The sequence below is a fragment of the Niastella koreensis GR20-10 genome (assembly GCF_000246855.1).
Taxonomy (GTDB): Bacteria; Bacteroidota; Bacteroidia; order Chitinophagales; family Chitinophagaceae; genus Niastella; species Niastella koreensis.
Map to the genome: position 1 here is coordinate 2,423,907 of NC_016609.1, position 23,304 is coordinate 2,447,210.

The 23,304-nt window shown below is 46.0% G+C and carries 18 protein-coding genes; 10 read left to right on the forward strand and 8 right to left on the reverse strand.

The window, feature by feature from the left end:
• Positions 1-20: 20 nt before the first annotated feature.
• The 6 genes from NIAKO_RS09815 to NIAKO_RS09840 form a co-directional block, all read right to left on the reverse strand.
• Complete coding sequence (locus NIAKO_RS09815) at positions 21-1,502, reverse strand: RagB/SusD family nutrient uptake outer membrane protein (RefSeq protein WP_014218262.1); 1,482 nt, start codon at positions 1,500-1,502, stop codon at positions 21-23.
• A 20-nt stretch (positions 1,503-1,522) separates the two neighbouring features.
• Positions 1,523-5,230 (reverse strand): SusC/RagA family TonB-linked outer membrane protein, encoded by a 3,708-nt coding sequence (locus tag NIAKO_RS09820; protein WP_014218263.1) that lies wholly within the window; start codon positions 5,228-5,230, stop codon positions 1,523-1,525.
• A 143-nt stretch (positions 5,231-5,373) separates the two neighbouring features.
• The gene (locus tag NIAKO_RS09825; protein WP_133055257.1) at positions 5,374-6,366 is read right to left on the reverse strand and encodes a FecR family protein; all 993 of its coding nucleotides are present in this window, start codon (positions 6,364-6,366) and stop codon (positions 5,374-5,376) included.
• Positions 6,367-6,443: 77 nt separating this feature from the next.
• Positions 6,444-7,013, reverse strand: coding sequence for an RNA polymerase sigma factor (locus NIAKO_RS09830; protein WP_014218265.1), 570 nt, complete (start codon positions 7,011-7,013; stop codon positions 6,444-6,446).
• A gap of 208 nt (positions 7,014-7,221) precedes the next feature.
• Complete coding sequence (locus tag NIAKO_RS09835; protein WP_014218266.1) at positions 7,222-8,766, reverse strand: hypothetical protein; 1,545 nt, start codon at positions 8,764-8,766, stop codon at positions 7,222-7,224.
• 253 nt (positions 8,767-9,019) lie between these two features.
• Positions 9,020-9,886, reverse strand: coding sequence for a hypothetical protein (locus tag NIAKO_RS09840; RefSeq protein ID WP_014218267.1), 867 nt, complete (start codon positions 9,884-9,886; stop codon positions 9,020-9,022).
• A 189-nt stretch (positions 9,887-10,075) separates the two neighbouring features.
• Here NIAKO_RS09840 and proS point away from each other — a divergent pair, with 189 nt between their 5' ends.
• From proS to NIAKO_RS36585, 3 genes are all read left to right on the forward strand, one after another.
• Positions 10,076-11,554: a proline--tRNA ligase gene (gene proS / locus NIAKO_RS09845; protein ID WP_014218268.1), complete on the forward strand. Its 1,479-nt coding sequence runs from the start codon at positions 10,076-10,078 to the stop codon at positions 11,552-11,554.
• A gap of 67 nt (positions 11,555-11,621) precedes the next feature.
• Positions 11,622-12,086: a hypothetical protein gene (locus NIAKO_RS09850; RefSeq protein ID WP_014218269.1), complete on the forward strand. Its 465-nt coding sequence runs from the start codon at positions 11,622-11,624 to the stop codon at positions 12,084-12,086.
• Between the two features lie 45 nt (positions 12,087-12,131).
• Positions 12,132-12,626: a DUF5362 family protein gene (locus NIAKO_RS36585; protein ID WP_014218270.1), complete on the forward strand. Its 495-nt coding sequence runs from the start codon at positions 12,132-12,134 to the stop codon at positions 12,624-12,626.
• A 34-nt stretch (positions 12,627-12,660) separates the two neighbouring features.
• Here NIAKO_RS36585 and NIAKO_RS09860 read toward each other — a convergent pair whose 3' ends face one another.
• Entirely contained in the window at positions 12,661-13,425 is a 765-nt protein-coding gene (locus tag NIAKO_RS09860) for an RDD family protein (protein WP_014218271.1), read from the reverse strand.
• Positions 13,426-13,668: 243 nt separating this feature from the next.
• Between NIAKO_RS09860 and NIAKO_RS09865 the strand changes: the two genes are divergently transcribed.
• The 6 genes from NIAKO_RS09865 to truB all read left to right on the forward strand — a co-directional run bounded on the left by NIAKO_RS09865 (position 13,669) and on the right by truB (position 20,027).
• Positions 13,669-14,637, forward strand: a complete 969-nt coding sequence (locus NIAKO_RS09865) for a stage II sporulation protein M (RefSeq protein ID WP_014218272.1) — start codon at positions 13,669-13,671, stop codon at positions 14,635-14,637.
• A gap of 16 nt (positions 14,638-14,653) precedes the next feature.
• A complete protein-coding gene (locus NIAKO_RS09870) occupies positions 14,654-15,511 on the forward strand; it encodes a DUF4129 domain-containing protein (RefSeq protein ID WP_014218273.1) in 858 nt (285 codons plus the stop codon).
• A gap of 2 nt (positions 15,512-15,513) precedes the next feature.
• A complete protein-coding gene (locus NIAKO_RS09875; protein ID WP_133055256.1) occupies positions 15,514-16,791 on the forward strand; it encodes a DUF4350 domain-containing protein in 1,278 nt (425 codons plus the stop codon).
• Positions 16,792-16,794: 3 nt separating this feature from the next.
• A complete protein-coding gene (locus NIAKO_RS09880; protein WP_014218275.1) occupies positions 16,795-17,769 on the forward strand; it encodes an AAA family ATPase in 975 nt (324 codons plus the stop codon).
• A 205-nt stretch (positions 17,770-17,974) separates the two neighbouring features.
• Positions 17,975-19,258, forward strand: coding sequence for a DUF58 domain-containing protein (locus NIAKO_RS09885; protein ID WP_242675437.1), 1,284 nt, complete (start codon positions 17,975-17,977; stop codon positions 19,256-19,258).
• An 82-nt stretch (positions 19,259-19,340) separates the two neighbouring features.
• A complete protein-coding gene (gene truB / locus NIAKO_RS09890; RefSeq protein ID WP_014218277.1) occupies positions 19,341-20,027 on the forward strand; it encodes a tRNA pseudouridine(55) synthase TruB in 687 nt (228 codons plus the stop codon).
• Positions 20,028-20,157: 130 nt separating this feature from the next.
• Here the strand turns inward: truB and NIAKO_RS09895 are convergent, their stop codons facing one another.
• Positions 20,158-22,371 carry a BamA/TamA family outer membrane protein gene (locus NIAKO_RS09895; RefSeq protein WP_165761233.1) on the reverse strand — a complete coding sequence of 738 codons (2,214 nt, stop codon included), beginning with the start codon at positions 22,369-22,371 and terminating at the stop codon, positions 20,158-20,160.
• A 180-nt stretch (positions 22,372-22,551) separates the two neighbouring features.
• On the opposite strand from NIAKO_RS09895, the gene NIAKO_RS09900 reads away from it, so the two are divergent.
• A complete protein-coding gene (locus NIAKO_RS09900; RefSeq protein WP_014218279.1) occupies positions 22,552-23,289 on the forward strand; it encodes a TrmH family RNA methyltransferase in 738 nt (245 codons plus the stop codon).
• The last annotated feature ends 15 nt before the right edge of the window (positions 23,290-23,304 follow it).

A 23,304-nucleotide genomic window follows, 5' to 3' on the forward strand; every position in this document is an offset into this window, starting at 1 on the left:
TTTTTGGTTGAACGGTTCAGTTATCGTGGATTCAATTCCAGGCCTGCCTTTGTTACTTCCTGTGGCAACTGCAGCATTCTGCGGTTGTCGTTGGGAGGTAATGAATCTGCATCATGTTTTACGGGCAGTTGCAGCCGCAGGATATCGAACCACCTGAGCCCTTCATGTATGTAGGAAACTCTTTTGAAGAACAGGGTTGAGTTAATAAGTGCGCCGGTGGTATCGGTAGTGCCGGGTGCATAAAATGCCACTGCTTTTACCGTACTTATATTGTTGGCAGTTGTGTAATTCCGGATGTTCCTGCTGATCCAGATGTTCAGATCGGCAACCGCCGATGCATAATTGCCTAACCGGGTATAAGCTTCCGCCCGGTTAAACAGCACCTCTTCCATACTCAGCAGAGGAATTACATCATAGCTTTTGGTGATATCGTCCTTATTGCTTTCGTAGAATTTAGGCACGTTATAAAATTGCGGCGTGGCGCCATAGGTGTTATAACCAATGGCAGTATACCCACCGGTAACGTTGGCGTTTTTATAAAACAGGGCATTCACTTTATTACCATATCCATACCGGTAATACGCTACATAGTTGCCCCAGATAGAGCGCACCTCGCGCAGCAGGATGTTGGCATTTTCCGAGGCTTTGGTATAAATAGCCTGCAGTCCGTAATATCCCAACGCGCTGGCGCTGTAACCAACCGGGTTACTGGTGGCAACGGTGCCATTCCAGTTGCGGATGAGGTTTACAATATTGGCGTTGCTGCCAAATACCTGGGTTGCATGTGTTATAACCTGGTTGTAATCGCGTTTGAACAGGTAAAAGCGGGCGGCAAAAGCGTGGGCTGCCTGTTGGGTAAAATGGAACTTGGACGCATCGCCATACAGCTTGTCCTGGATCAACGGCAAACCGGCATTCAGGTCGCTTTCTATATTATCATATACCGATTGCACGGTGCCGCGGTTGTAATTTACAAACGCATGTTTTTCTACCGCCGTAACATACGGTATGCCGGGATCGTTGGCTGCTGTAGCAGGGTCGTATGCTTTGGCAAACAGGGTAACCAGCATAAAGTGTGCGTAGGCGCGGGCTACCAGTGCTTCGCCCCGTTGCCCTTTATAATTGTTCGAGTCGGGGCCCGATGAAAATTCAAGCGCCTGGTTGGCCGCTGCAATCGCATTATAACAGGAATGGAAGTACGCTTCAGGACTATCAAAATCCTGGAACTGCACATCCTGCCACTTATAGGATTGTTGATTAACTGCGTTGGTATTCTGGTCGGCATAAAGTGTCGCATTTTCTTTATCCTCTGAATTGTCTGACATGGCTTCGGTGAAAGGCAGATAATTCATGCCGGGATAAGCAGTGGTCAGTAATTGCGATACCTGGTCGGGTGTTGTAACCACCGTCCGGTTATCCGGCAATGTTTCCAGGTATTTCTTACAACCTGCCATACCTGTAACCACACCCGCCACCAACATATATATGATATGCTTTCTCATGAATAGTAAATGATTTAGGTTTAAAGCCCGAGTTTCAATGAAAATGTAACTTGTTTTGTAATAGGCATAGCTACCCCGCCGGTATTAAAGAATTCAGGGTCCTGGCCATGCAGGTGGCTGTCTGAATAAATTAACCAGAGGTTGTTGCCTACTGCAGCTATGCTGGCCGATTTAAAACCGATCCTGCTTAGCATTTTTGAGGGCAGGCTATACTGCAGGCTCACCGCTTTTAACCGGATAAACCCGCCATCGGCCACGCGCTCGTGCGAATAGTTGTAGTTGTTATAAGGGTATTGGGTGTTGTTGATGAGATCGTTTTGTACAAACAACATGGCTACACTGGGCACGTTGGTCAGTTGTTCATCGCCAGGCAGCGTCCAGCGGCGTTTGAATTCGCCGGGCATGGCGGCCAGGTCGCTGTAACTGGAACTGTAAACCGGCGTTAACCTGATTTTGTTACCGGCCTGATAAGTGACCAGCGCATTAACCGTAAATTGCTTAAAGCGAACGGTGTTATTGAACCCGCCGGTATACAGCGGGTCAACCGAGCCTTCGTATTTCAGGTAATCGGTATTAAGGCTTTGCAAAAACACGTTGTAGCCGGTCTTGCCGGTTTCAGTGAAGAACTGGGGCAGCCCGTTGTAAGGGTCAAGGCCGGCATTGGCCAGGGAGTACAGACCGCGTACTGCATGTCCTTCCTTGGCGCTTCCTTCCTGTTTTACCAGGTCGAAGATCATTGGCTCGTTCTTGGCGTTGGTTACCAGGGTGGTGTTATAACCAAATACCAGCGAGCTGTTCCAGCTCCAGTTGCGTGAGCTGATGATCTTACCACCGAGGGTAACATCCACACCATGCGATTTCATGTCGGCATAGTTGGCGGTTTTAAAGGTTTCACCGCCAATGCCTGATGTTTTGATGAGGTGTATGAGATCGAAGCTGCGGCGGTTGTATAATTCAACTACTGTATACAGGCGTTCTTTCAATAAGCCCACATCGGCAGTAATGTTGAACTGGTATTGCTTTTCCCAGGTAAGGTCGGCGTTTTCCAGGTTCTTGATACTGATGGCCGTTTGCTGATCGCTGAGGTAATGCCGTTTGGTGATCTCTGTTTTTAAGATAGCCGTAGTGTTGGTGGCATCGCCGATGTTCGCGTTCAGGCCATAGCTCGATTTCAGGGTAAGGTGATTAATTACGTCAACCTTTTCCATGAATTTTTCACGGTCAACGTTCCAGGAACCTGCCACCGTCCACGTGGGCAGCCAGCGTGCAGCTGGTGAAGAACCCAGCCTGTTCGACCCATCGTCGCGTACCGTACCGGAGATGGTATATTTGCCTCTATAAGTATAGGAACCGTTGGCAAAGAAGGCTATGAAACGATCGCGCTCTTTGCTCAATCCAAAATAGTCGGTTCCGGCTTCGGTTAGTTTTTTGATAAACCGGTAGTCGATGTAAGGTATGCCACCGTTTGAGTATTGGTAGCCCGCGCCAATATCAGAAGCGAGCTGGCGATCGGCGTATTTTACTTCCTGTCCGCCCAGCAGGGTTACCAGATGCTCATCGCCGTTGAACGATTTGCGCCAGGTAAGCATATTGCGGAAGGTATAGTTCAGCAACTGCCGGTTTTTGGTTTTGTAAAAGCCACCGTAAGGCAATACCACTACAGGATACTCGCCAATAAGGGCCGGGTCGCGGTACAGGAAGGGGTTGGCATCGCGGATAACCGAGGTGGCGGCTGAACGATAGGCGCCGGCCTGGTTACTGTTTTCCATTACTTCATGTTCTTCGGTAGTTTTAGCATATCGCAGGGCGCCAATGAAATCGTAAGTAAGCGCGGGCGTTATTTTGTAGGAAAGGTTACCCTGCAACTTAAAGTCGGCTACATTCAGTTTTATAGTATTCGATCTTATTTCATTGATGATATTGAAAGGCGTATAATCGCGGGTAAAATATTCCAGGTTCCCACTCTGATCATAAGCGGTTAATACCCGGCTGGTATTCAACGCATAGCTGAAGGGGTTCAGGTCAAAATCGCGGCTGTACTTACCTTCGGCGGGGTTGGCCTGGCGATCTTCCGAGCCGGGCGCCCGTTGCTGCCGAACAGAACCGTTCATTTGCAATCCTACCTGCAGTTTATCGTTCACCGTATAGTTGTTGCGTACGTTTACAGTATAACGCTTTACATTGTCTGCAAGCGTCCAGCCGTTATCATTGTAATAACTGGTTGAAAAATACGATTGGGATTTTTCATTACCGGTTGATACGCTTAAGGTATGTTCCTGGGTTAAAGAGTTACGGAACAGAATGTCGAACCAGTCGGTATTGGCATTGGCATAGCGCATTAACCAGGCCTGGCGGGCTTCGGGGGTGTTCTCCACCTCAAATACGCCATCACTGTTCGGGAACTGCACCAGGCGGGCCAGTTTACCATATACACCCGAGTTACGGGCGTTTACCAGGTCGCTGTAACGCAGCATACCCTTGCGTTCCAGTTCTGCATAAACCGACATCTGGTCGGCAGAGCTCATGATGTCGTAATTGGCGTAAGTGGGTTTTAACTGCACACCGAAATTGCCGGTATAGTTAAACACAGGCTTACCTGCTTTACCTTTTTTGGTGGTGATCACAATTACTCCATTCATTGCGCGGGCGCCGTACAGGGCTGCCGCGGCGGCATCTTTCAGGATATCGAAGGTTTCCACATCATTTACGTTAAGGCCGGCAACCGCAGAGCCGAGCATGGTGCTGGGGTCGCCGTTCGAGAGCTGATCGTTGGAGATGTTCACGATATCTTCCAGTACTACTCCGTCTATTACCCATAATGGCTTGTTGTCGCCGGTAATAGAGGTGGCGCCACGGATGCGTACTTTAGGTGCTGCACCAAAAGTGCCCGATACGTTTTGTACCGATACACCGGCGGCGCGGCCTTCCAGCATGCGGCTTACATCTGTAAGACCGTCAATTTTAATGTCATCGGCTTTCAGGGTAGTGGCAGAACCGGTAAATTCTTTTTTGTTGATGCGCTGATAACCGGTAAACACCACATCATCCAGCACTACGCCTTCATCGAGGGTGATGATCATGGTGGCTTTGGCTCTTACTTCAAAGCTTTTATATCCTACCATGGTAATTACCAAAGTGGCATTATCCGGAACGTTCTTCAAATCGAACTCTCCTTTTTCGTTGGTAGAAGTTCCGATGGTGGTACCTTTTATTAAAACAGATGCGCCTTTCAGTAATTCGCCTTTGTTGCTTTTAATCACCCCATGTACGGGAAAATTATACGGTGCGGCGGGGGTATTAGTGGCAGCAACCGTCTCACCGTTTGGGGAGGAATTGGTTTCCGTTATTTTTTTTTCGTAATTGTAACGGATCACTATATGGTCGTCGATCAATACATAGGAGAGGGGCAATGATCTGAACAGCTCGTTCAATACTTCACTTATTTTTTCATTTTTCGCGTTCAGGTTTACCTTGCCGGCCGATAGAATGTAACTGCCGGTATAGATGAACGATACATCGGCTGCCTTTGCAATTTTATCGAGGCATTGTTTTAAAGGAATGTCCCGGGCGTGCAGGGTGATTTTTTTGTCAAGTACAGGTTGTTGCTCATTGGGGGTGTTGGCATTCACCCAGGTTGCTGTTACTACTGCCAGTAGCACGGTTAACAGCAGGGATTTGAAAAGCGGGATTGAAAAATGGGCGTGTAACGGTGTCTTTTCTCTGTGCATGATAAAGTTCAGGTTAGAATTTTTAAATAAGATCTATGGCAACATTGAACAATGTTGAATAAGATCATTACTGCTTATGTTTTGGCTGGGTTAACCTGTACCCGGAAAGCGGTTAGCATTGGTCATGTTTCGCAAGTTTTGGTTTATTTACTGGTTGAATTACATCCACCGCCGGTAAGACGATAGCTGTTTTGTTCCTGTTCTTTTATAAGGGTGGTGTTCAGGGCGGCAGCCAGGGTGCTCAATACATTTCCTACCGGCTGCTTTAAGTCAAAATCTCCATAGAATGTACAGGAGCCTATGGCTGCATCGTATTGGATCTGCACGTTATACTGATGCCTGATATCGTCCAGCACAGCGCTTACCGTTTCTCCCTGGTAAATGAATTTCCCGTAGCGTCTTTGTGCATAATATAAAGTGCTGGGTAAATCTTTTTTCTCCAGTTGCCGGCGCTGGTTGTTCCAGCTTGCCTGTTGGTTAGGCGTTACTGTCAGTGGCTGAATATTTGTTTTTGTTTTGCTGTCGGCCTGAACCATTACCCGGCCGGTAACCACTGTTACTTCCTGGCTAACTGGTGTATAGGCCTTTACAGTGAACGAGGTGCCCAGTACGCGGGTGCGGATGGTGCCCGTATGTATAATAAATGGTTTTGCGGGATTTTTAGCCACATCGAAAAAGGCTTCGCCGGTGAAATTAATTTCCCGGGTACTGTCATTGAATTGAGCGGGATAATGCAGGCTGCTGCCGGGTTCCAGCCAAATAACAGTGCCATCGGCTAACTGTACCTGTTTTCGCTCCTGCAACCCGGTAATGGCCTGTTGCATGCTGGCCGGGCGGTGCAGCAGGCTGCTCAGCTGGTTCCATAAAAGATACCCGCCAAGCAATACTACTATGGTAGCCGCCGCCAGTAACTGTTGTTTACTGAAACGGAACAGGCGGCCTTTTTTATCTGTTGAATTATTGCCAATACTTTCCCTGAGCCGGCTTCTTAGTTTTTGCTCCATAGCATCGCGGGAGCCAAGCTGCTCTTCATCCCATGCTGATGATTGCTGAAAACTGTTGAAGTAATTATGCAGCAATTGTTCTTCCTCTGCCGATGTTTTTCCCGCCAGGAACCTGTCGATTAGTTGTAGCAATGCTTCCCTGTTCAATGCTGATTTTACAGGTATGTGTCAAAATCAGCATTGATCCCCTAATGGAACCAATAATTTTTTTAAATTAAATTCAACAGGAAGAAAATACCCGTCATTCTGGCGATACCAAAGCGGATTTTTTTTAATGCAATTGTGATGTGATTTTCAACTGTTTTGGGGGAGATATTGATCCGGCTGGCGATTTCATTATGGCTCAGTTGCTCTTCCCGGCTCAGGAGGTAGATCTCCCGGCATTTTTCGGGTAAACTGTTTACTATGACGGCCAACTGGGAGCGAATGTTCTTTTCAATAACAATTTCTTCGGGTGTAATATAGTGTAAGCGTTCGGGCAGGTGTTGGAATACCTGGCTGTGAGATTGTTCTTTTTTGATATGTTTGAAAACACTGTAACGAATCACCGAGAAGAGGTAGGCTTGTAAGGTGGTTTGAATCTCAAGCGTTTCGCGCCGTTGCCACAATTGCAGAAAAGCTTCCTGTACAATGTCTTCACAGACTGCTTTGTTTTTTAAAACGTTATAAGCTGCTGTAAATAAATGCTGCCAGTACCTGGCATACAGTTGCTCAAGGGCTTCAGTATTCCCCATGGCAATTGCCCGCAGCAGTTGCTCGTCATTGGTCATATTGCGCATAAGCAGTTGATGAATTGGTTGGCTGGCAACAATCTATACCTTAATGAACAAGTGAAAGGTATATGTTATATACGCTGAAAGTACGAAAAAAAGTTGTTTTCACATATAGAGCATGTTTAGGTTCGCCTTTTTTAATCCGGAAATTAAAGAAAGGCGAAAGCTGTAGCGGGAACTGGGTATTGTGCGGAAATCGATGTTGTGTGTTGTGTTATATTTTAAATCCGAAGGTCAACAGGACCTGACCGATCTTGCTTTTTACATCTGCATATGTGTTTGCTTTATCAGCTAACCGGTAGGGAAAGTTAGCATCCTGCTTTACGCTGTATACATAGGTAAGATCGATGAATATGCCTTTATCACGATATCCTAAACCTGTGCTTAAATTCGTTATGCCGGCTTTCAAAGGATTGTTTTGATACGGGTTGCCATAATGAGCAAAACCTCCGCGAACCATGAAGGTGTTAAATTTCAATTCAAGTCCAACCCGTACGTTTAAAGCGCCTTTGTAGGTTGCCTTAACCGCTTTATTTACATTATCGTAATACGATTGATCGTCGTTTTGATCTGCAGGGCTGAAATGTGATGAACCGTAGGTAACATATTCCGCATCAGCCGTGATAAATCCCCGTTGTTGGGTAACGTCTTCTGCGTCTTCACCTATTATAACATATGAGCCGCTGAGGATAAATTTCCAGGGTGTCGAAAAATCATATCTGTAAACGGGGTTCGGGCCGAAGTAATCTGAGCTAACGCTATCTACAGGGTCATTGTTGAACAGGTTCTCCACGTCGGTGACCATTTTAGTTGATACAACATCCTTTAATCCATAAATGGTAGGTGTGTGTATGGCCAGGCCTAACCTCAATTGATAAGCCGGTTTATAAATTGCGCCCAGCTTTAAATTCAAGCCGGCGCCGGTTGTTTTCAGCGTTTCCTCATACCTGGAATAGCCAAATTTATTGGTCTTATCATTGGACGGGTCCGATTCGGTGAATACAGATTTTCGTTCGTAATTGACAATAGGAACACCAATACCGCCACCGATATAGAATTTATCCTGCAGATTACCGGCATAACCAATGGCAATTTCTGTAATACCTCCCCGGGTGGTGATCTTGTTCTCCTGTAAAACCTCGTTCAGGTATTCGGGCCGGCCAACTACCTGTAACTGGCCATTGATAGTGGCGGTGTCGATGAGGTAAGTATGGATGGCCGATTTGGTGCCTAATGACAAATTGCTGTTATAATAATCGTTAATACCAAGGCCGCTACGTTGGTTCTCCGCTGAAAACTCTTCAGAAAATTGTTCGGAAAAAGAGCTGTAATCATTGGTGCCTTTATAATAAACACTGTTATTGAAATTGGCTGTGCGGCTTACTGCCAAACTAAACACTTTGCTTACCCATTTGCTGCCGGGGTCGCTGTTGGCAGTTACGAAACCAGTGGTGCTCATATTGAACCGGTTCACATTACTGCTGCGGGCATCAAAATCGCGATAGGTTGAATTACTATGGCCCAGCGTATATCCTGGGGTCATCACAATTTCACCCAGTTTATAAAAACCCAACCCGGCTGGGTTTACAAATGTGTTGGTTATTTCACCGCCCAGGGCACCAATAGCGCCGCCAATGGCCTGGCTGCGGGCTGTTCCGGAGGGTACCGTCCAGCCAAATCGTATTACATCTTCGGGTACCTGGGAAAATGCCTGTGTGCCAATCAGTGTAAGCAATGCTATCGAAAGGGTGTACTTCATGGTGCGTTGTTATAAAAACGGCAAACGTGAAATGGCAGATGGCAGAAGGAAAACATAAACCCTTCCTTAATTTGAGCTTTCTGAATTCACGTTTACTAATGGAAAAAGCAATTTAATCTGTAGTAAATAACATTACACTACAGTGATTACTGTCAATAATTATTTAAGGATTATTGTCTTTAAAATTTCCACTTCAATAAGGCAAGGCAAATAGCGGAGTCCATTTCTGCCGTTTGCCTTCTGCCGTCTTACTTTAATGTCCCCGGCTTGGTCTGCCGCCGCCGCCGCCGCCACTGCCACTGCTTCCGCCAAAACCACCGCCGGAAGGAGCTGAATAGGTTCTAACAGGGGAGGGGGATGAATAGGTTCTAACCGGTGATGAGTATGTTGGGTTTGATGACCGCTGCGTAGGCGTATAATAGCTGTCATTGCTTCTGCGTAAACCGCCCGAATTGCCGCTGTTACCGTTGCTGGTGCTAAACCGGCCATTGGGGTTGGCATTGTAAATGCTTCTGTTGCCGCTTACGTTGCGAACATTATAATTGCTGTTGGTATAGCTGTTCAGGCGGAAATTACGCGCCGACTGATATACCACGGGGTTGCTTTTTGCACCACCTACAATTATGCCGCCGGCATAGGGATTATAGTAGCTGTTCCAATAGTAGTAACTGTTCCAGTATGGGTTGAATGCGTTGATTGCCCAGGGATCATAATAGCCATATGCATAAGGCATCCCAATTCCATAACCTCCATAAAATCCACCGTAGCCACCGCCATAAAATGAAGGGCCATAGAAGGAATTATAGGGGGAATAATAAGGGCTGTAGGCTCCGTAATAACCGCCGTTGTATTGCCAGTCGTTATAAGAATCGAACGTGTTCCAGCGGCTTCCATATTGGCGCATCCGCAGGTAATTATCGTCGGAATTTGTACTTGTGGTGTTATTGCCGCCGTAGTTACTGTTGCCCTTTCTGGGATTGTTAACAGTCAGATAGGAGTCGTCCACAGTACGGTTCGGTGAATAATACACATCATCCGGCGTTTGTCCGCTGCGGTAAACCGAGCAGCTTGATAAGGCCGCCAAAGCCAGAATTACAGGGAGTATATTTCGGAACCTCATAGTAATGGTTTTTTTTCTGTTAAAGCAAAGCTAGATAAAACGTTGAAAGCAACTCACAATCATGGGTAAAATGCTACTTTTGCGTTTTTCCAATTAAAGGTACAATAAAAAGCCAGTAATTTATTGTAAGCCGAATGTTAAAATTTATCGATAAAAGGCTTGATAATGAAGATTATAAACCAATAAAACATGAGCAAAGAGATCACCAGCCGGAGCACAGACTATTCGCAATGGTACAACGACCTGGTTATTAAAGGCAGCCTGGCCGATTATTCGGCTGTAAGAGGCTGTATGGTAATAAAACCTTATGGGTTTTCCCTGTGGGAAAATATGCGCGATGCCCTTGATAAAATGTTCAAGGACACCGGCCACGTGAACGCCTATTTCCCGTTGTTCGTTCCCAAAAGCCTGTTTGAAGCTGAAGAAAAGAATGCCGAAGGATTTGCCAAGGAGTGTGCGGTGGTAACGCATTACCGTTTAAAGACCGATCCTTCCAAAAAAGGCGCCCTGATGGTTGATCCCGAAGCCAAGCTGGAAGAAGAGCTGGTGGTTCGCCCAACCAGTGAGGCCATCATCTGGAATACCTACAAAAACTGGATCCAATCATATCGCGACCTGCCGCTGCTCATTAACCAATGGGCCAACGTGGTTCGCTGGGAAATGCGCACCCGCCTGTTTTTGCGCACCGCCGAGTTCTTATGGCAGGAGGGGCATACCGCCCATGCCACCGCCAAAGAAGCCGTGGAAGAAACGGTGCAAATGCTGAATGTGTATGCCGATTTCGTGGAAAACTGGATGGCATTACCGGTAATAAAAGGGATTAAAACAGAGAACGAACGTTTTGCCGGCGCCGTAGATACCTATTGTATCGAAGCCCTGATGCAGGATGGCAAAGCCCTGCAGGCCGGTACCTCGCATTTTTTAGGTCAGAATTTTGCCAAAGCATTCGATGTGAAGTTCTCCGATAAAGAAAATAAACTGGACTATGTATGGGCCACCAGCTGGGGCGTAAGCACCCGCCTTATCGGCGCACTCGTAATGGCGCATAGCGATGACGATGGGTTAATTCTTCCTCCAAGGATCGCCCCGTTGCAGGTGGTGATCGTTCCTATTTACAAAGGGGAAGAACAAAAGGCCAGGATCGACGTGAAGGTACTGGAATTGGTAAAACAGCTGAAGGCCCTGGGCGTACGCGTAAAATACGACGATAACGACAACAGCCGTCCCGGCTGGAAGTTTGCGGAATACGAATTGAAAGGCGTACCGGTTCGCGTTGCCCTGGGTTTACGTGACCTGGAAAACAATACGGTGGAGCTTGCCCGCAGGGATACCAAGGAAAAACAAAGCGTTTCCATGGATGGATTGCCAGAGCGCATTGTTCAGCTGCTTGCCGAGATTCAGCAGGCCATTTTCAACAAAGCGCTCACGTACCGCGATTCACACATCACCACGGTAAATACCTGGGATGAATTTGTAAGCACCCTGAACGAAAAAGGCGGCTTTATTTCCGCTTTCTGGGATGGTACTTCTGAAACAGAGGATGCTATTAAGGATAAAACAAAAGCGACCATCCGCTGTATTCCTTTAGATAACCCACAGGAGGAAGGCGTTTGTGTTTTCTCAGGCAAACCCGCCAAACAACGGGTACTGTTTGCACAGGCTTATTAATTGAATTCTTAATATAAAGATGGAAGGATTTTGAGAGGTTTCTCAAAATCCTTTTTTATTTTGGGGCATGGAAAACCCGATAACCCCCAACCCGGAAAATAATTTATTCGAAGTGTGTCTTTCTGCTGAGAGCGCCGTTCTTTTTAACCGCGTGTTCCGGCTTGCCCGCTGGCTTTTCCTGCTTGGAATTTTTATGTCGATTATACAACTGGCAAACATTGGCATCAGGTTTCGCATGTACAACCCGCCCCGCTCCCTGCAGGATGGCGGCCTGATTTTGATCTTAACAAGCATATATCCCATTTTTGAAATACTGATGGTGGTATTGACTGTTACCCAGCTTTATTTCTTCTTCAACTTCACCCGTGTTGGTAATAAGGGTATCGAGCTACAACAATCAGAGCTATTTAATGAGTCATTTAAATGGCTCCTGCGGGAAACGCGGCTGGCTCTTATCCTGTTCGTAGTAGAAACATTACTGCTGGTCTTTGCTATGTATTCTAATTACAGGGTATTTGTAAAGATGCATTAGTTCCAATGCATTTTCATATCTTGTTATACCAAAAAATACATAAAAATGGAGCCCTACAAACAATCCGCTTCAGTACCCAATGAAAATTTGTTTGAACTGCAGATTGATCAGCAAAGCATCAGCTATATGGGTGAAACCGCTCGCTGGGCAAAGTTTTTATCAATTGTGGGCTTTGTGATGTGTGGTTTACTGGTGATCTTTGCCGTGTTTGCAGGCAGCATCATTTCTATTCTCAGTAAAGTGGGCAGCAGTTACGAGTCATCTACCTACAGCTCTGCCGTGATGGGCGTTTATTCCTATGGCATTGCCGCCGGTTATATAATATTAGCTTTATTATTCTTCTTCCCCTGTTTATACCTGTTTAATTTTTCATCGAAAATGCAAACAGCCCTGCGTAATAACGATCAAATAAATCTGAATGCAGCCTTTGGCAACCTCAAAAGCTGTTTCAAGTTTGTGGGCATTCTTACTATTGTTATATTGTCGTTTTACCTGCTTGTGATTATTGCGGTGGTATCAGTAGCGTCACTGATGAAGTAATCGGAAACGGAAGAACGTCAACAGATACAATATCTTAATTAGTAGAATAATAGTTATAATCCTTCAATAAAGTTTGTAAGAATTCAAGTGAATCCTGATCGCTTGTCATTTTGAGTTTTGACTGAATGCGATAGGCGATTTTGATGGACAGGTCGTAGTCGTTACGCCTTTTCACTGTTTCAATAATGTTTTTCAGGGTATTTACGTCGCGGTCGCTCAACTGCATTACCTGCGGATAGCGGGGTTGATAAGTTGATTCTACCTCAGTGAATACGGTATCCTGCCAGGAAGTACGTTTTTTAAGATCTATCAGAATGGTGCCGGCCACCAGGTCGCCCACGCGTTGCGATTTGGGCGTGGCAATTACGCAGATCAATCCGGCAAAAATAAACAGCACCACCCACCAGGTAGAATAGCCGGAAAGGCTGCCTGCAAACAATAAGATCGGAAAGTCGATAATCCGGAATAACCAGCGAATAAGGTACTGGCTGATGGAAGGTTCGCCGCCCTGCAGGGTCATCACTTTTATTTGCATCACCATTTTACCAACGCTTTGTCCGTTCATCATGATCTCGGAAATAAGGTGGTAAAAAATAAACGGCAGCAGGTACAAAACAAAGATCCAGATCTGCGAGTCCCATTCCAGGCCTACCAGTGCGTTCAGGAGTTTGGCGGCCATAAACAGGTACGTACCCTGGATGGTGGCATCGATCAGCCAGGCAAAAAAGCGCCGGTGAAACGGACTGAGGGCAAATTCCACTTCAATGTTAAAGCCGGTATCTAATTTAACTAACAGCATATTAAAAATGTTCCGGTTACAAGTTACAAGTTACAGGGGGAATTCCAAAGTTGACCCCCGACTTTGTGGGGGCAGGCGCTGAAAACTGTAACCGGCACGAAAATTTCCCCTTTTAAGGAGGCTGGGTTATACAAATTATCTGTTTACCAACGTTATAACGTTCAAAATTTTACTATTATATTTACCGGTGCCATTTAATTTGAGCCTGAATAGGTAGATTTGAAACAATAAAAATACGTCTGAGTGAGAGAAGGACTATTTATAAAGAAAAATATCGATAAGTGGCGGAAGTATCAGTATGAAAAGACCACCGATCCTGATGAAATGGCGCAACAGTTCACTGAGCTGGTGAATGACCTCGGGTATTCCAAAACTTTTTACCCGCACAGTAAGGTAACCCAGTATTTGAACGACCTGGCCTCCCGCATATACCTGAGCATTTACCGGAACAAACGGGAAGAAACTTCCCGCATTGGCAGTTTTTTTAAAACGGAATTACCGCTCACCGTTCGCAAGCACCATCGTGAAATCCTGTATTCATTCCTCATCTTTGTTGGGTTTGCAATTATGGCGGCCTTCTCGGCAGCTCATGATGAATCATTCGTAAGAGGTGTGCTGGGCGATGGATATATTGAAATGACCGAGTCGAATATTTCCAAAGGAGATCCTTTTGGCGTATACCGGCAATCAAAGGCCGTGAATATGTTCGCGTACATTGCGCTGAACAATATTTATGTGTCGTTCAGGGTGTTTGTATGGGGACTGTTCCTGGGACTGGGCAGTATTAAAGAACTGTTCACGAATGGCGTAATGGTAGGCGCTTTTCAATATTATTTTTTTGCAAAGCACCTGGGCTGGTCCTCCGTGCTGGTGATCTGGTGCCATGGTACGCTGGAGATCTCCGCCATCATTTTGTCGGGGGCGGCTGGTTTAATAATAGGTAATAGTATTTTATTCCCTGGTTCGCATAAAAGATTGCATTCGCTGATGCAGGGGGCAAAAGACGGGTTGAAAATAATGATTGCGCTGGTACCTATACTGCTGGTAGCAGCTTTCCTGGAGGGATTTGTTACCCGGTATTCCTACTATTCCATGCCCCGTTTGATAAGCATATTGATCCTGGCAGTCTCATTTACTTTTATTATGTGGTATTTTGTGTGGTATCCCATCCAGGTACAACGTAAAACAAAGGCCGAAAAAGCAGTTGAATAAATAATTTGCCCTGTCAATGAATGTTGTTGCATCATACCGGTTGTTGAGGTTAATAGCGTGTTTGGTTACATGGCTGGCCTGTGCTCCATTGGTTCAGGCCCAAACTGATACCGACAGTGCCGAAGAGGTTATTGCGCCGCCCGTGGCAGACTCAGCTATTGAAATTGGTACCAATACGTACGATACAAAAACAGGCACCACCCGGCTGCCTGAACCGCCCACCTACCGCATCGTTCCCGATTCTACCGTGCGCCGCTATAAAAATCAAAAAGATTTCGAATATGCCAATGACCCGGAATACTGGGACCTTGAGCGCGAACGGGAATTGAAACGTAAACGCGAAAAGGAAGAACGGGAGTGGGAGCAGCGGCAAAAGGAGCAGGAAGGTAAAAGAGGCTTCTGGGATAATGTCTATAGTATTTTCTCCGGTGATGCCATCCGCATCGTTACCTATATAGTACTGGGTTTGTTTTTCCTGTTTATTATCTACCGCATTATGGTAGTGAACAAATTGTTCCTGTTTTATTCTTCACCAAAATCAAAAGTGAGTGACGGCGGTGAGGAGGTTGATATTGAAGATGACAACCTCGATGAAAAGATCAGGCGGGCAGCGGAAGCCGGCGACCACCGCCAGGCCGTTCGGTATATGTACCTGAAAACCCTGCAACTGTTGAACGAAAGACAATGGATCAAATACCATGTGGATGCCACTAACTATGAGTATGTGTTGCAGATGAGTAAACATAAACTGGGCAACGACTTTAGTTTTTTAACCCGCATTTACGATTATGTGTGGTATGGAGAGTTTACGCTGAGCCGGGAACAGTTTGATACAGTATATAATAATTTCAGCCACTTTTACAACGCTGTGTAATCTTGAAACCAATAATACGATATCGTTTTTTACTATTGCTGATGGCGTTTGCCGCGCTGGTAGCCGCTTGCGGTTCCGGTGGCAAAACCATGAACAAACGGGTAACGTTGTGGCGTACCGATAAAATACCCTACGGCACGTATTACGCATATGAGAACCTGAGCCATCTTTTTCCTAATTCCGAAATTGTTATCAATAAAAGATCGCCCGACCGGTACAAGACGTACAGTGAAAAAACCGACAAGGACGATGAGGGAGATAACGCGGCCAATACCACCAGTTATGATGATCCCAGTGTAAACTACATCATCATCAACAACCAGGTTATACCCGATGAAAACGAGGTAAATGCCCTGTTGAACCTGGTAGGTAAAGGACAGCACGTTTTTATTTCGGCTTTCACTATCAGTGAAGCCTTGCTGGACAGTTTGCATTTACACCCTGCGTATTATTCTAGTGTATTCAATACCGACGATTCGCTGACCGTAAGTGTAGATAATCCCATAACAAAAGATTCCCTGTCGTTCACCTATCCCGGTAAGGCCATGGATAATTATTTTGTGAAGGTTGATTCCAGTATTACCAATATTCTGGGAAGGGATAAATTCGGGCATCCCAATTATGTATCGTTTAATTATGATGGTGGCGGCTCCCTGTACATACACCTGGCGCCGATGGCCTTTACCAATTTCTTTTTATTACACAAAAACAACAAAGCTTATTACGATAACGCCTTATCGTACCTGCCCAAAAGCAGCTCGGTAATAAGGTGGGATGAGTATTTCCGGTATCATACGGCGAGTAACAGCGACGGTTCGGCCGGGGGCGGAAAAGGACTGTTCCCTACGCTGGACTGGATCAACAAGCAACAGGGACTCAAAAGCGCTTTGCCGTTATTACTGGTGTTGATGCTGATCATTTACCTGTTTGAAAGTAAACGCAAACAACGCATCATTCCGGTTATTGTACCCCTGCAAAATGCCTCGGTTGATTTTGTGAAAACGGTGGGCCGGTTGTATTTTCAACGGCACGATAACAAGAACCTGGCGCTGAAAATGACGGTGCATTTCCAGGACCATGTACGCAGCCGCTATGGCATTCGTGCTGCGTTGAACGACCCGGAATTTGAAAAAAAGCTGGCCTGGAAAACAGGCTATAATGTCAATAATATCAAGAACCTGTTGTTCTTTATGAATTCATTGCAGGACATGCACGATGTAACCGATGCAGCCCTGATAGACTTTAACCGTAAATTGGAGCACTTTTATAAATACGCATAATACATGGAAAACTTTTTCGATGTTAGAACCGATCTCAGCGCACTGCAGCAATCGGTACAGACCTTAAAGCAGGAAATTGGTAAAGTGATCGTTGGCCAGGAGCAGATGGTGGAATTGTTACTGGCGGCTGTTTTGGCCGACGGACATGTGCTTATTGAAGGTGTGCCTGGAGTGGCTAAAACCCTTACTGCCAAATTGCTGAGCAAAAGCATTTCGGTAGGTTTTTCACGTATCCAGTTCACCCCCGATATGATGCCCAGTGATGTAATTGGAACTACCATTTTCAATCCCAAGGATTCTACTTTTCAGTTTAATAAAGGGCCCATCTTCAGCAATATTGTTCTTATAGATGAGATCAACCGCGCCCCGGCCAAAACCCAGGCGGCCCTGTTTGAGGTAATGGAAGAGCGGCAGATCACCGTTGACGGGCATTCGTACCAGTTATCGGTGCCGTTTATGGTGGTGGCCACACAAAACCCTATTGAGCAGGAAGGTACCTATCATTTACCAGAAGCGCAGTTAGACCGCTTTCTGTTTAAAATAAATGTGTCATATCCTTCGGCTGAGCAGGAGTTCAGGATTGTACTTCAACATCATCAGCAGAACCTGAATGAGATGATCAACCAGGTATCAACGGTGCTTTCTGCTACCCAGGTATCGGAACTGCGCAAACAGGTGCGTTCCATTCATGTGGAAGAAAAGCTCATCAATTTTATCACTACTATAGTTGCCAATACCCGCAATCATAAATCAATTTACCTGGGTGCATCGCCCCGGGCGTCTATCGGTATCTTAAATGGCGCCAAAGCGCTGGCTTCCATGCGCGGCCGCGATTTTGTTACGCCCGATGATATCATTTATGTGATCCCGCCGGTATTGCGTCACCGCATTGTGTTAACGCCGGAGAAAGAGATGGAAGGGGCTTCTACGGATGATGTGATTCAGCAGATTGTTGCGAGTATAGAAGTGCCCAGGTAGTTTGAAGTTTATGGTTTGTGGTTGCTGCCGCACTTTGAGGGTTAAAAAAATTTTAAAAGCAGCCATAAAAGAACCATAAACAACAAACCATAAACTAATAAACTGTTCCTGATTTATCCAATGTATTTATATTCACAGAAGCATGGGGTTTTACAAAAGATACATACTTCCATTATTCTTCGGCCGGTGGTTTTACTGGTCGTTTGTGGCAGTAATATTATTGTTCGTACTGTCGTATAACTGGCCGGTGCTGAATCCCGTAGCGCGGGTAAGCCTTTGGTTTTTTATAATCATGGTAGTGCTGGATTATATCCTGTTGTTCCTGCGCAAGGAGGGATTACTGATCCAAAGGATAGTAAGCGACCGGTTTAGCAATGGCGATGTTAATAAGGTAAAACTGCTTATTACCAATAAGTTTCATTTTCGTATCCGCATCAGGGTCATTGACGAAATACCGGTGCAGTTTCAGCAGCGTGATTTTTCTGTTGTTGCCGTGCTGGATAGTGATGAATCAAAGAATATAGCCTACGACCTGCGACCGGTTGAACGGGGCGAATACATTTTTAACGATACCAATGTATTTGTAAAAAGTCCCTTACAACTGGTGGTGCGCCGGGTGAGGAGCGAAGGGGAGCAAATGGTAAAAGTATTGCCTTCGTATTTGCCCCTGCGCCAGTTTGAGTTAATGGCGCATAGCAACAACCTGGCCGAAGCAGGCAGCCGCAAGATCCGGAAAATAGGCCATAGCCTTGAGTTTGAACAGATCAAGGAATACGTTACCGGCGACGACATCCGCAGTATAAACTGGAAGGCTACTGCCCGCCGGGGCGGACAGCTGATGGTGAATAATTATACCGATGAACGCAGCCAGAGCATCTATTGCATTATAGACAAGGGAAGGGTTATGAAAATGCCTTTCGAGGGCATGACGTTGTTGGATTATGCCATCAATGCCACTTTGGTACTGTCGCGGGTGGCGCTGATAAAACAGGACAGGGCAGGGCTGGTGACCTTTGCCGAGAACATCGGTCATTTTTTACCGGCCGACCGCAAGGCCTCGCAAATGGGGCATATCCTGGAAACCCTGTACAACCAGCAAACAAAATTCCTCGAAAGCGATTTTGAAAAGCTGTATGCGCATTTACGCAACCGCATTTCGCAACGCAGCCTCATTGTGTTGTTTACCAATTTTGAATCGTTATCGGGTTTACAACGACAGCTGCCCTACATCAGGCATATTGCCCGCAATCACCTGGTGCTGGTAGTGTTTTTTGAAAATACCGAACTCCGCCAGCTGACCGATGAACCGGCCAATGATATTGAAACGCTCTATACAAAAACCATTGCAGAGAAATTTGTGTATGAAAAACGGTTGATCGTAAAGGAGCTGCAACAACACGGCATTTTCACTATTCTTACGGCACCACAAAACCTCACCATTAATACGGTTAATAAATACCTTGAACTGAAAGCAAGGCAGGCGATCTGATTATTAAAATGGTGGATAGATCATGTGAACGGCAATTTAATCCCGGTACGAAAGGTTTATAAGTAAAGCTTACTTTTGCGCCATGCAAGAGGCACCTAATATTTTCGAAGCAGGACAGGTTTTATTGATCAATAAACCACTTGAGTGGACATCCTTTGACGTAGTTAGAAAGATCCGCAATGCGATCAAAATAAAAAAAGTAGGTCATGCCGGTACGCTCGATCCGTTGGCTACCGGCATGCTTATTTTGTGTACGGGCAAGTTTACCAAGCGCATAAATGAGTACATGGCGCAGGAAAAGGAGTACACCGGCACCATTACGCTGGGCGCCATTACGCCTACCTACGACCTGGAGAGCGAGCCCCGGGATTTTAAAGACTATAGTTCCATTACCCCGGAACAATTACAAACCATTGCCGCGCAGTTCACCGGCGAAATTATGCAGGTACCGCCCATGCATTCGGCCATTAAAAAAGATGGTAAACGGGTGTATGAGCTGGCCCGGGCCGGCAAAACCATTGAGCTGGAGCCCCGCCGAATTACCATAAAGGAATTTGAATTTACCAAAATAGAATTGCCCGTTCTGTATTTCAGGGTGGTTTGTTCAACCGGCACCTATATCCGTAGCCTGGCCAATGATGTGGGTAAAGCCGCTGGTTGTGGCGCCTATCTTAGCAGCCTGTGCCGCACGCGCATTGGGGAGTTTAGTTTAGATAAATCTATGACGATGGAAGAAGCGATGGCGTGGATAGAAGGAATGAAAAGATGAAAAATGAGTAATGAAGAATGATAAATTAGAAAGGAAATACAAAATACAAAATATTGAATATCGAATGTCCAATGTTGAATGTCGAAGGTGCATTCTACTTCTACATTCGATATTCTACATTCGGCATTTCTTAGAAAGGATAGCCTAATCCTAGCTGAAACTGCCCGTTTAATAACCTGATATCGTTGAACCAGCCATCATTCTCATCGGCATGTGCCGGGTCCTTTAATTTATAGGCCCAGTCGAGGCGGATGAGGAAGAAATCAAAATCGAAACGCAGACTGCTGCCGCCGCCAATGGCCAGGTCTTTATACAGCCGGTCGAAGCGGAAGGAAGCTTCCAACACCCTTTGTTTATTGAGATCATACTCTTTACTCCAGATGTTTCCCATATCAACAAACAGGGCGCTGTTCACTTTTATGCCCGCAATAGAAGTAAGGTTAAAGCGGTATTCGGTATTGAACTCGAGTTGCATGTTCCCAAAACGCTCAATATTCTTGGTCTCATTTTCATAGAGGGTCGACGAGCCGGGACCTAAATGCCTGATCTGCCAGGCACGCATACTGTACGGGCCACCGGCAAAAAAAGCTTTAAAGAACGGCAGGTTATTTTCAGGTCCTATCTTTTTTTGCGTGGCATCGGTAGAGGTATCGGTTTTTCCATACACAAAGCCATAGCCGGCATAAAACCTGAATGCCCAGGAAGAATGCTTGTAGTTTATATAATGTTTATACTCACCGTCGATCTTTACAAACCGGGCCAGCGACCCATAGTCCAGGCTTTTTATAAAACCAAACAAACCGCCGCTCTCCTCAATTTTACCCCGCAACAGGGTAAGTTTATTATCTTTTTCAATCCCGGTGCTCAGGCTCAGGATCTGGCTTATGATGAGCCCGTTATTAAACGCGTACCTGTACGATGGGATCGTGTCTTCCAGATGTCTTAAACTGTCGCTTTTCTTTACATCGGTATATTCAAAGTTAAAAGGAATGTACTGCCAGGTCTTCCGCCATTTTTGCCCTACCTGGTCCTGGTCTTCGCGGCGGCGGCCCTTTACCCACTCATAACCCCAGGAAGTATTGAACGACTTCGATTTAAACAGCAGCAGCCTGTCGGTATACGAGGCGTTCAGGTTTAACACCGTACGCGGGTTTATGAGGCTGTCGGTTTTTATTTTTATAGGTGTTATAAACTTGGGGAAGTTAATGGTATGCGCCAGGCTGGCCTGCAGGGTTTGAATGAAATCGGACCCTAACTCAATCCCGAACCGGGCGCTGGTAACGGTTTGAATGGCTTCGCGGTAGGCATTCCGGTTCAGCAGGCGGCCGTTCACCCCAATACCAAATAACTGTCCGTTGGTTAAGATGTCGCTTACGTTGCGGCTGGCTTCCAGTGAAAGGTTCAGGTTTTGTTTGAGACTGGGATACAGCTTTAGTTTGGCGTCAAGGATAGGTACGCTGGTGTCTTTGCGTTCAATGATTTCAAAATCCACGTTTTGCCAGGCGCCCAGGCTGGTAAAATTGTTGATGGTTCGAAAATAGCGGCGCTGGTTATACATGATACCCGGCTTCAGGTAAATATTACTGGCCACAAACGGCAGCCTGAACCGGTGGGAATTATAAATAAACTGGAAACCATTTACATTGGCCGTATCGTGTTTGGTTGAATCAAATTGTTCGTAGCTGGCATCGGGGTACACAAACACTTTACCGATAAAATACTTTTTTATGCGGCTGCTGTCCTTTACCGGGTGTTGTTTAAATACCACATTAATGGTGGGATTCTCTCTTTTTTTACGCAGGGAGTCCAGTAACCTGATCTGCTCAAACGGATCAAGGGTAGGGTCTATCAGGGCGGCTACCACGGTATCCACCTCGGCATACACATCTTCTTTATTTAGTTTGTAATAACCATTGTTGCGAAAAACGGTGAGCAGCCTATCCAGTTCGTCAGATACTTTTTGCTGGGTATAGGCTTCGTTCTTTTTAATTACCGATTTATCCTGTTGGCGCATGGCCAGGTGTTGCAGGGAAGAGTCGCGGAAGGCATAACCGATTGAATCGAGCCGGAGCACCTTGCCCGGAATAACCGTAAAGGTGATGTAGGTGCGGTATTGTTTGCGCACCGTATCTATATGAAAGGTATCCTTTATTTCGGGATGGAAATAGCCTAAAGAATGCAGCAGGCTGGTCATAAACAGCTTCGACCGGACTATATTTACGGTATCAAAAACGGGTGGTTTTTCCAGTACCCGCCGTACCCCTACATAATAGATGTACTGCGTTTTTACGCTGTCGTCGAGCTGATTGATAAGGCGTTCCTCCAGTTGCAGCTTTTCGGGCACATTACCCTGAATTTTGATGGTAGTTTTGTAAACAAAGGGCTTCCCGGCCTGGAAATGTTTTGGAACCGTGCAGGAAGTTATTGACGCCGCTATTAAAGCGCAGTACGCTATCCATTGAACCAGTCTAAATACAGTAACTTGCCGGGCTAATAACAACATATTTAGTTTAATCGGAATGCAATGTTGATTAAATCTCAGGTCAAATATATTCAAAGTTTAAGCCACAAAAAATTACGAGATACGGAAGAAGTGTTTGTGGCCGAGGGACCGAAGCTTATTAACGAACTTTTAATTGCCGGTTTACCCCTGCAGCAGCTGTATGCCGTGAAGGAATGGATAGCGGAGCATGGCCGGCAACTGAGCGGTTCCGTAACGGAAATAACCCCGTCGGAACTGGAGCGCATCTCCCATTTACAAACCCCCAACCAGGTGTTGGGTATTTTTAAAAAGCCGGTTTTCACTGCGAACAGGCCTGCCCGAAATACCCTCTCCCTGATGCTCGATACCATTCAGGATCCCGGAAACCTGGGTACTATTATCCGTTGTGCCGACTGGTTTGGCATAACCCAGGTCTTTTGCAGCGTTGATTGTGCCGATGCGTATGGGCCTAAAGTGGTGCAGAGCACCATGGGGAGTATTGCCCGGGTACAGGTAGTGTATGGCGAGCTGACGGCCATGTTGAAGGCGGAACCGGAACTGCCCGCGTTTGCGGCGGTGCTAAACGGCACCGAGCTGCGCAAATTGGCGCCCATTAAAGAAGGGGTGATTATTATCGGAAACGAGTCAAAGGGCATCAGCGCAGACATTTTAGCGCTTTGCCAAAACCGGATAACCATTCCCAGACACGGCCAGGCGGAGTCACTTAATGCGGCTGTTGCAACTGGAATAATACTTTCTTATTTAACCGGAGCAGTGTAATCGAAGAAGCAAGTT

Bases quoted from the DNA above. Each gene is read 5' to 3' on its own strand.
- proS (WP_014218268.1), top strand. From the start codon at position 10,076: ATGAGCAAAGAGATCACCAGCCGGAGCACAGACTATTCGCAATGGTAC.
- NIAKO_RS36585 (WP_014218270.1), top strand. From the start codon at position 12,132: ATGGAGCCCTACAAACAATCCGCTTCAGTACCCAATGAAAATTTGTTT.
- NIAKO_RS09860 (WP_014218271.1), bottom strand. From the start codon at position 13,425: ATGCTGTTAGTTAAATTAGATACCGGCTTTAACATTGAAGTGGAATTT.
- NIAKO_RS09900 (WP_014218279.1), top strand. From the start codon at position 22,552: ATGTTGATTAAATCTCAGGTCAAATATATTCAAAGTTTAAGCCACAAA.
- NIAKO_RS09850 (WP_014218269.1), top strand. From the start codon at position 11,622: ATGGAAAACCCGATAACCCCCAACCCGGAAAATAATTTATTCGAAGTG.
- NIAKO_RS09830 (WP_014218265.1), bottom strand. From the start codon at position 7,013: ATGCGCAATATGACCAATGACGAGCAACTGCTGCGGGCAATTGCCATG.
- NIAKO_RS09835 (WP_014218266.1), bottom strand. From the start codon at position 8,766: ATGAAGTACACCCTTTCGATAGCATTGCTTACACTGATTGGCACACAG.
- NIAKO_RS09820 (WP_014218263.1), bottom strand. From the start codon at position 5,230: ATGCACAGAGAAAAGACACCGTTACACGCCCATTTTTCAATCCCGCTT.
- NIAKO_RS09880 (WP_014218275.1), top strand. From the start codon at position 16,795: ATGGAAAACTTTTTCGATGTTAGAACCGATCTCAGCGCACTGCAGCAA.
- NIAKO_RS09840 (WP_014218267.1), bottom strand. From the start codon at position 9,886: ATGAGGTTCCGAAATATACTCCCTGTAATTCTGGCTTTGGCGGCCTTA.
- NIAKO_RS09870 (WP_014218273.1), top strand. From the start codon at position 14,654: ATGAATGTTGTTGCATCATACCGGTTGTTGAGGTTAATAGCGTGTTTG.
- truB (WP_014218277.1), top strand. From the start codon at position 19,341: ATGCAAGAGGCACCTAATATTTTCGAAGCAGGACAGGTTTTATTGATC.
- NIAKO_RS09815 (WP_014218262.1), bottom strand. From the start codon at position 1,502: ATGAGAAAGCATATCATATATATGTTGGTGGCGGGTGTGGTTACAGGT.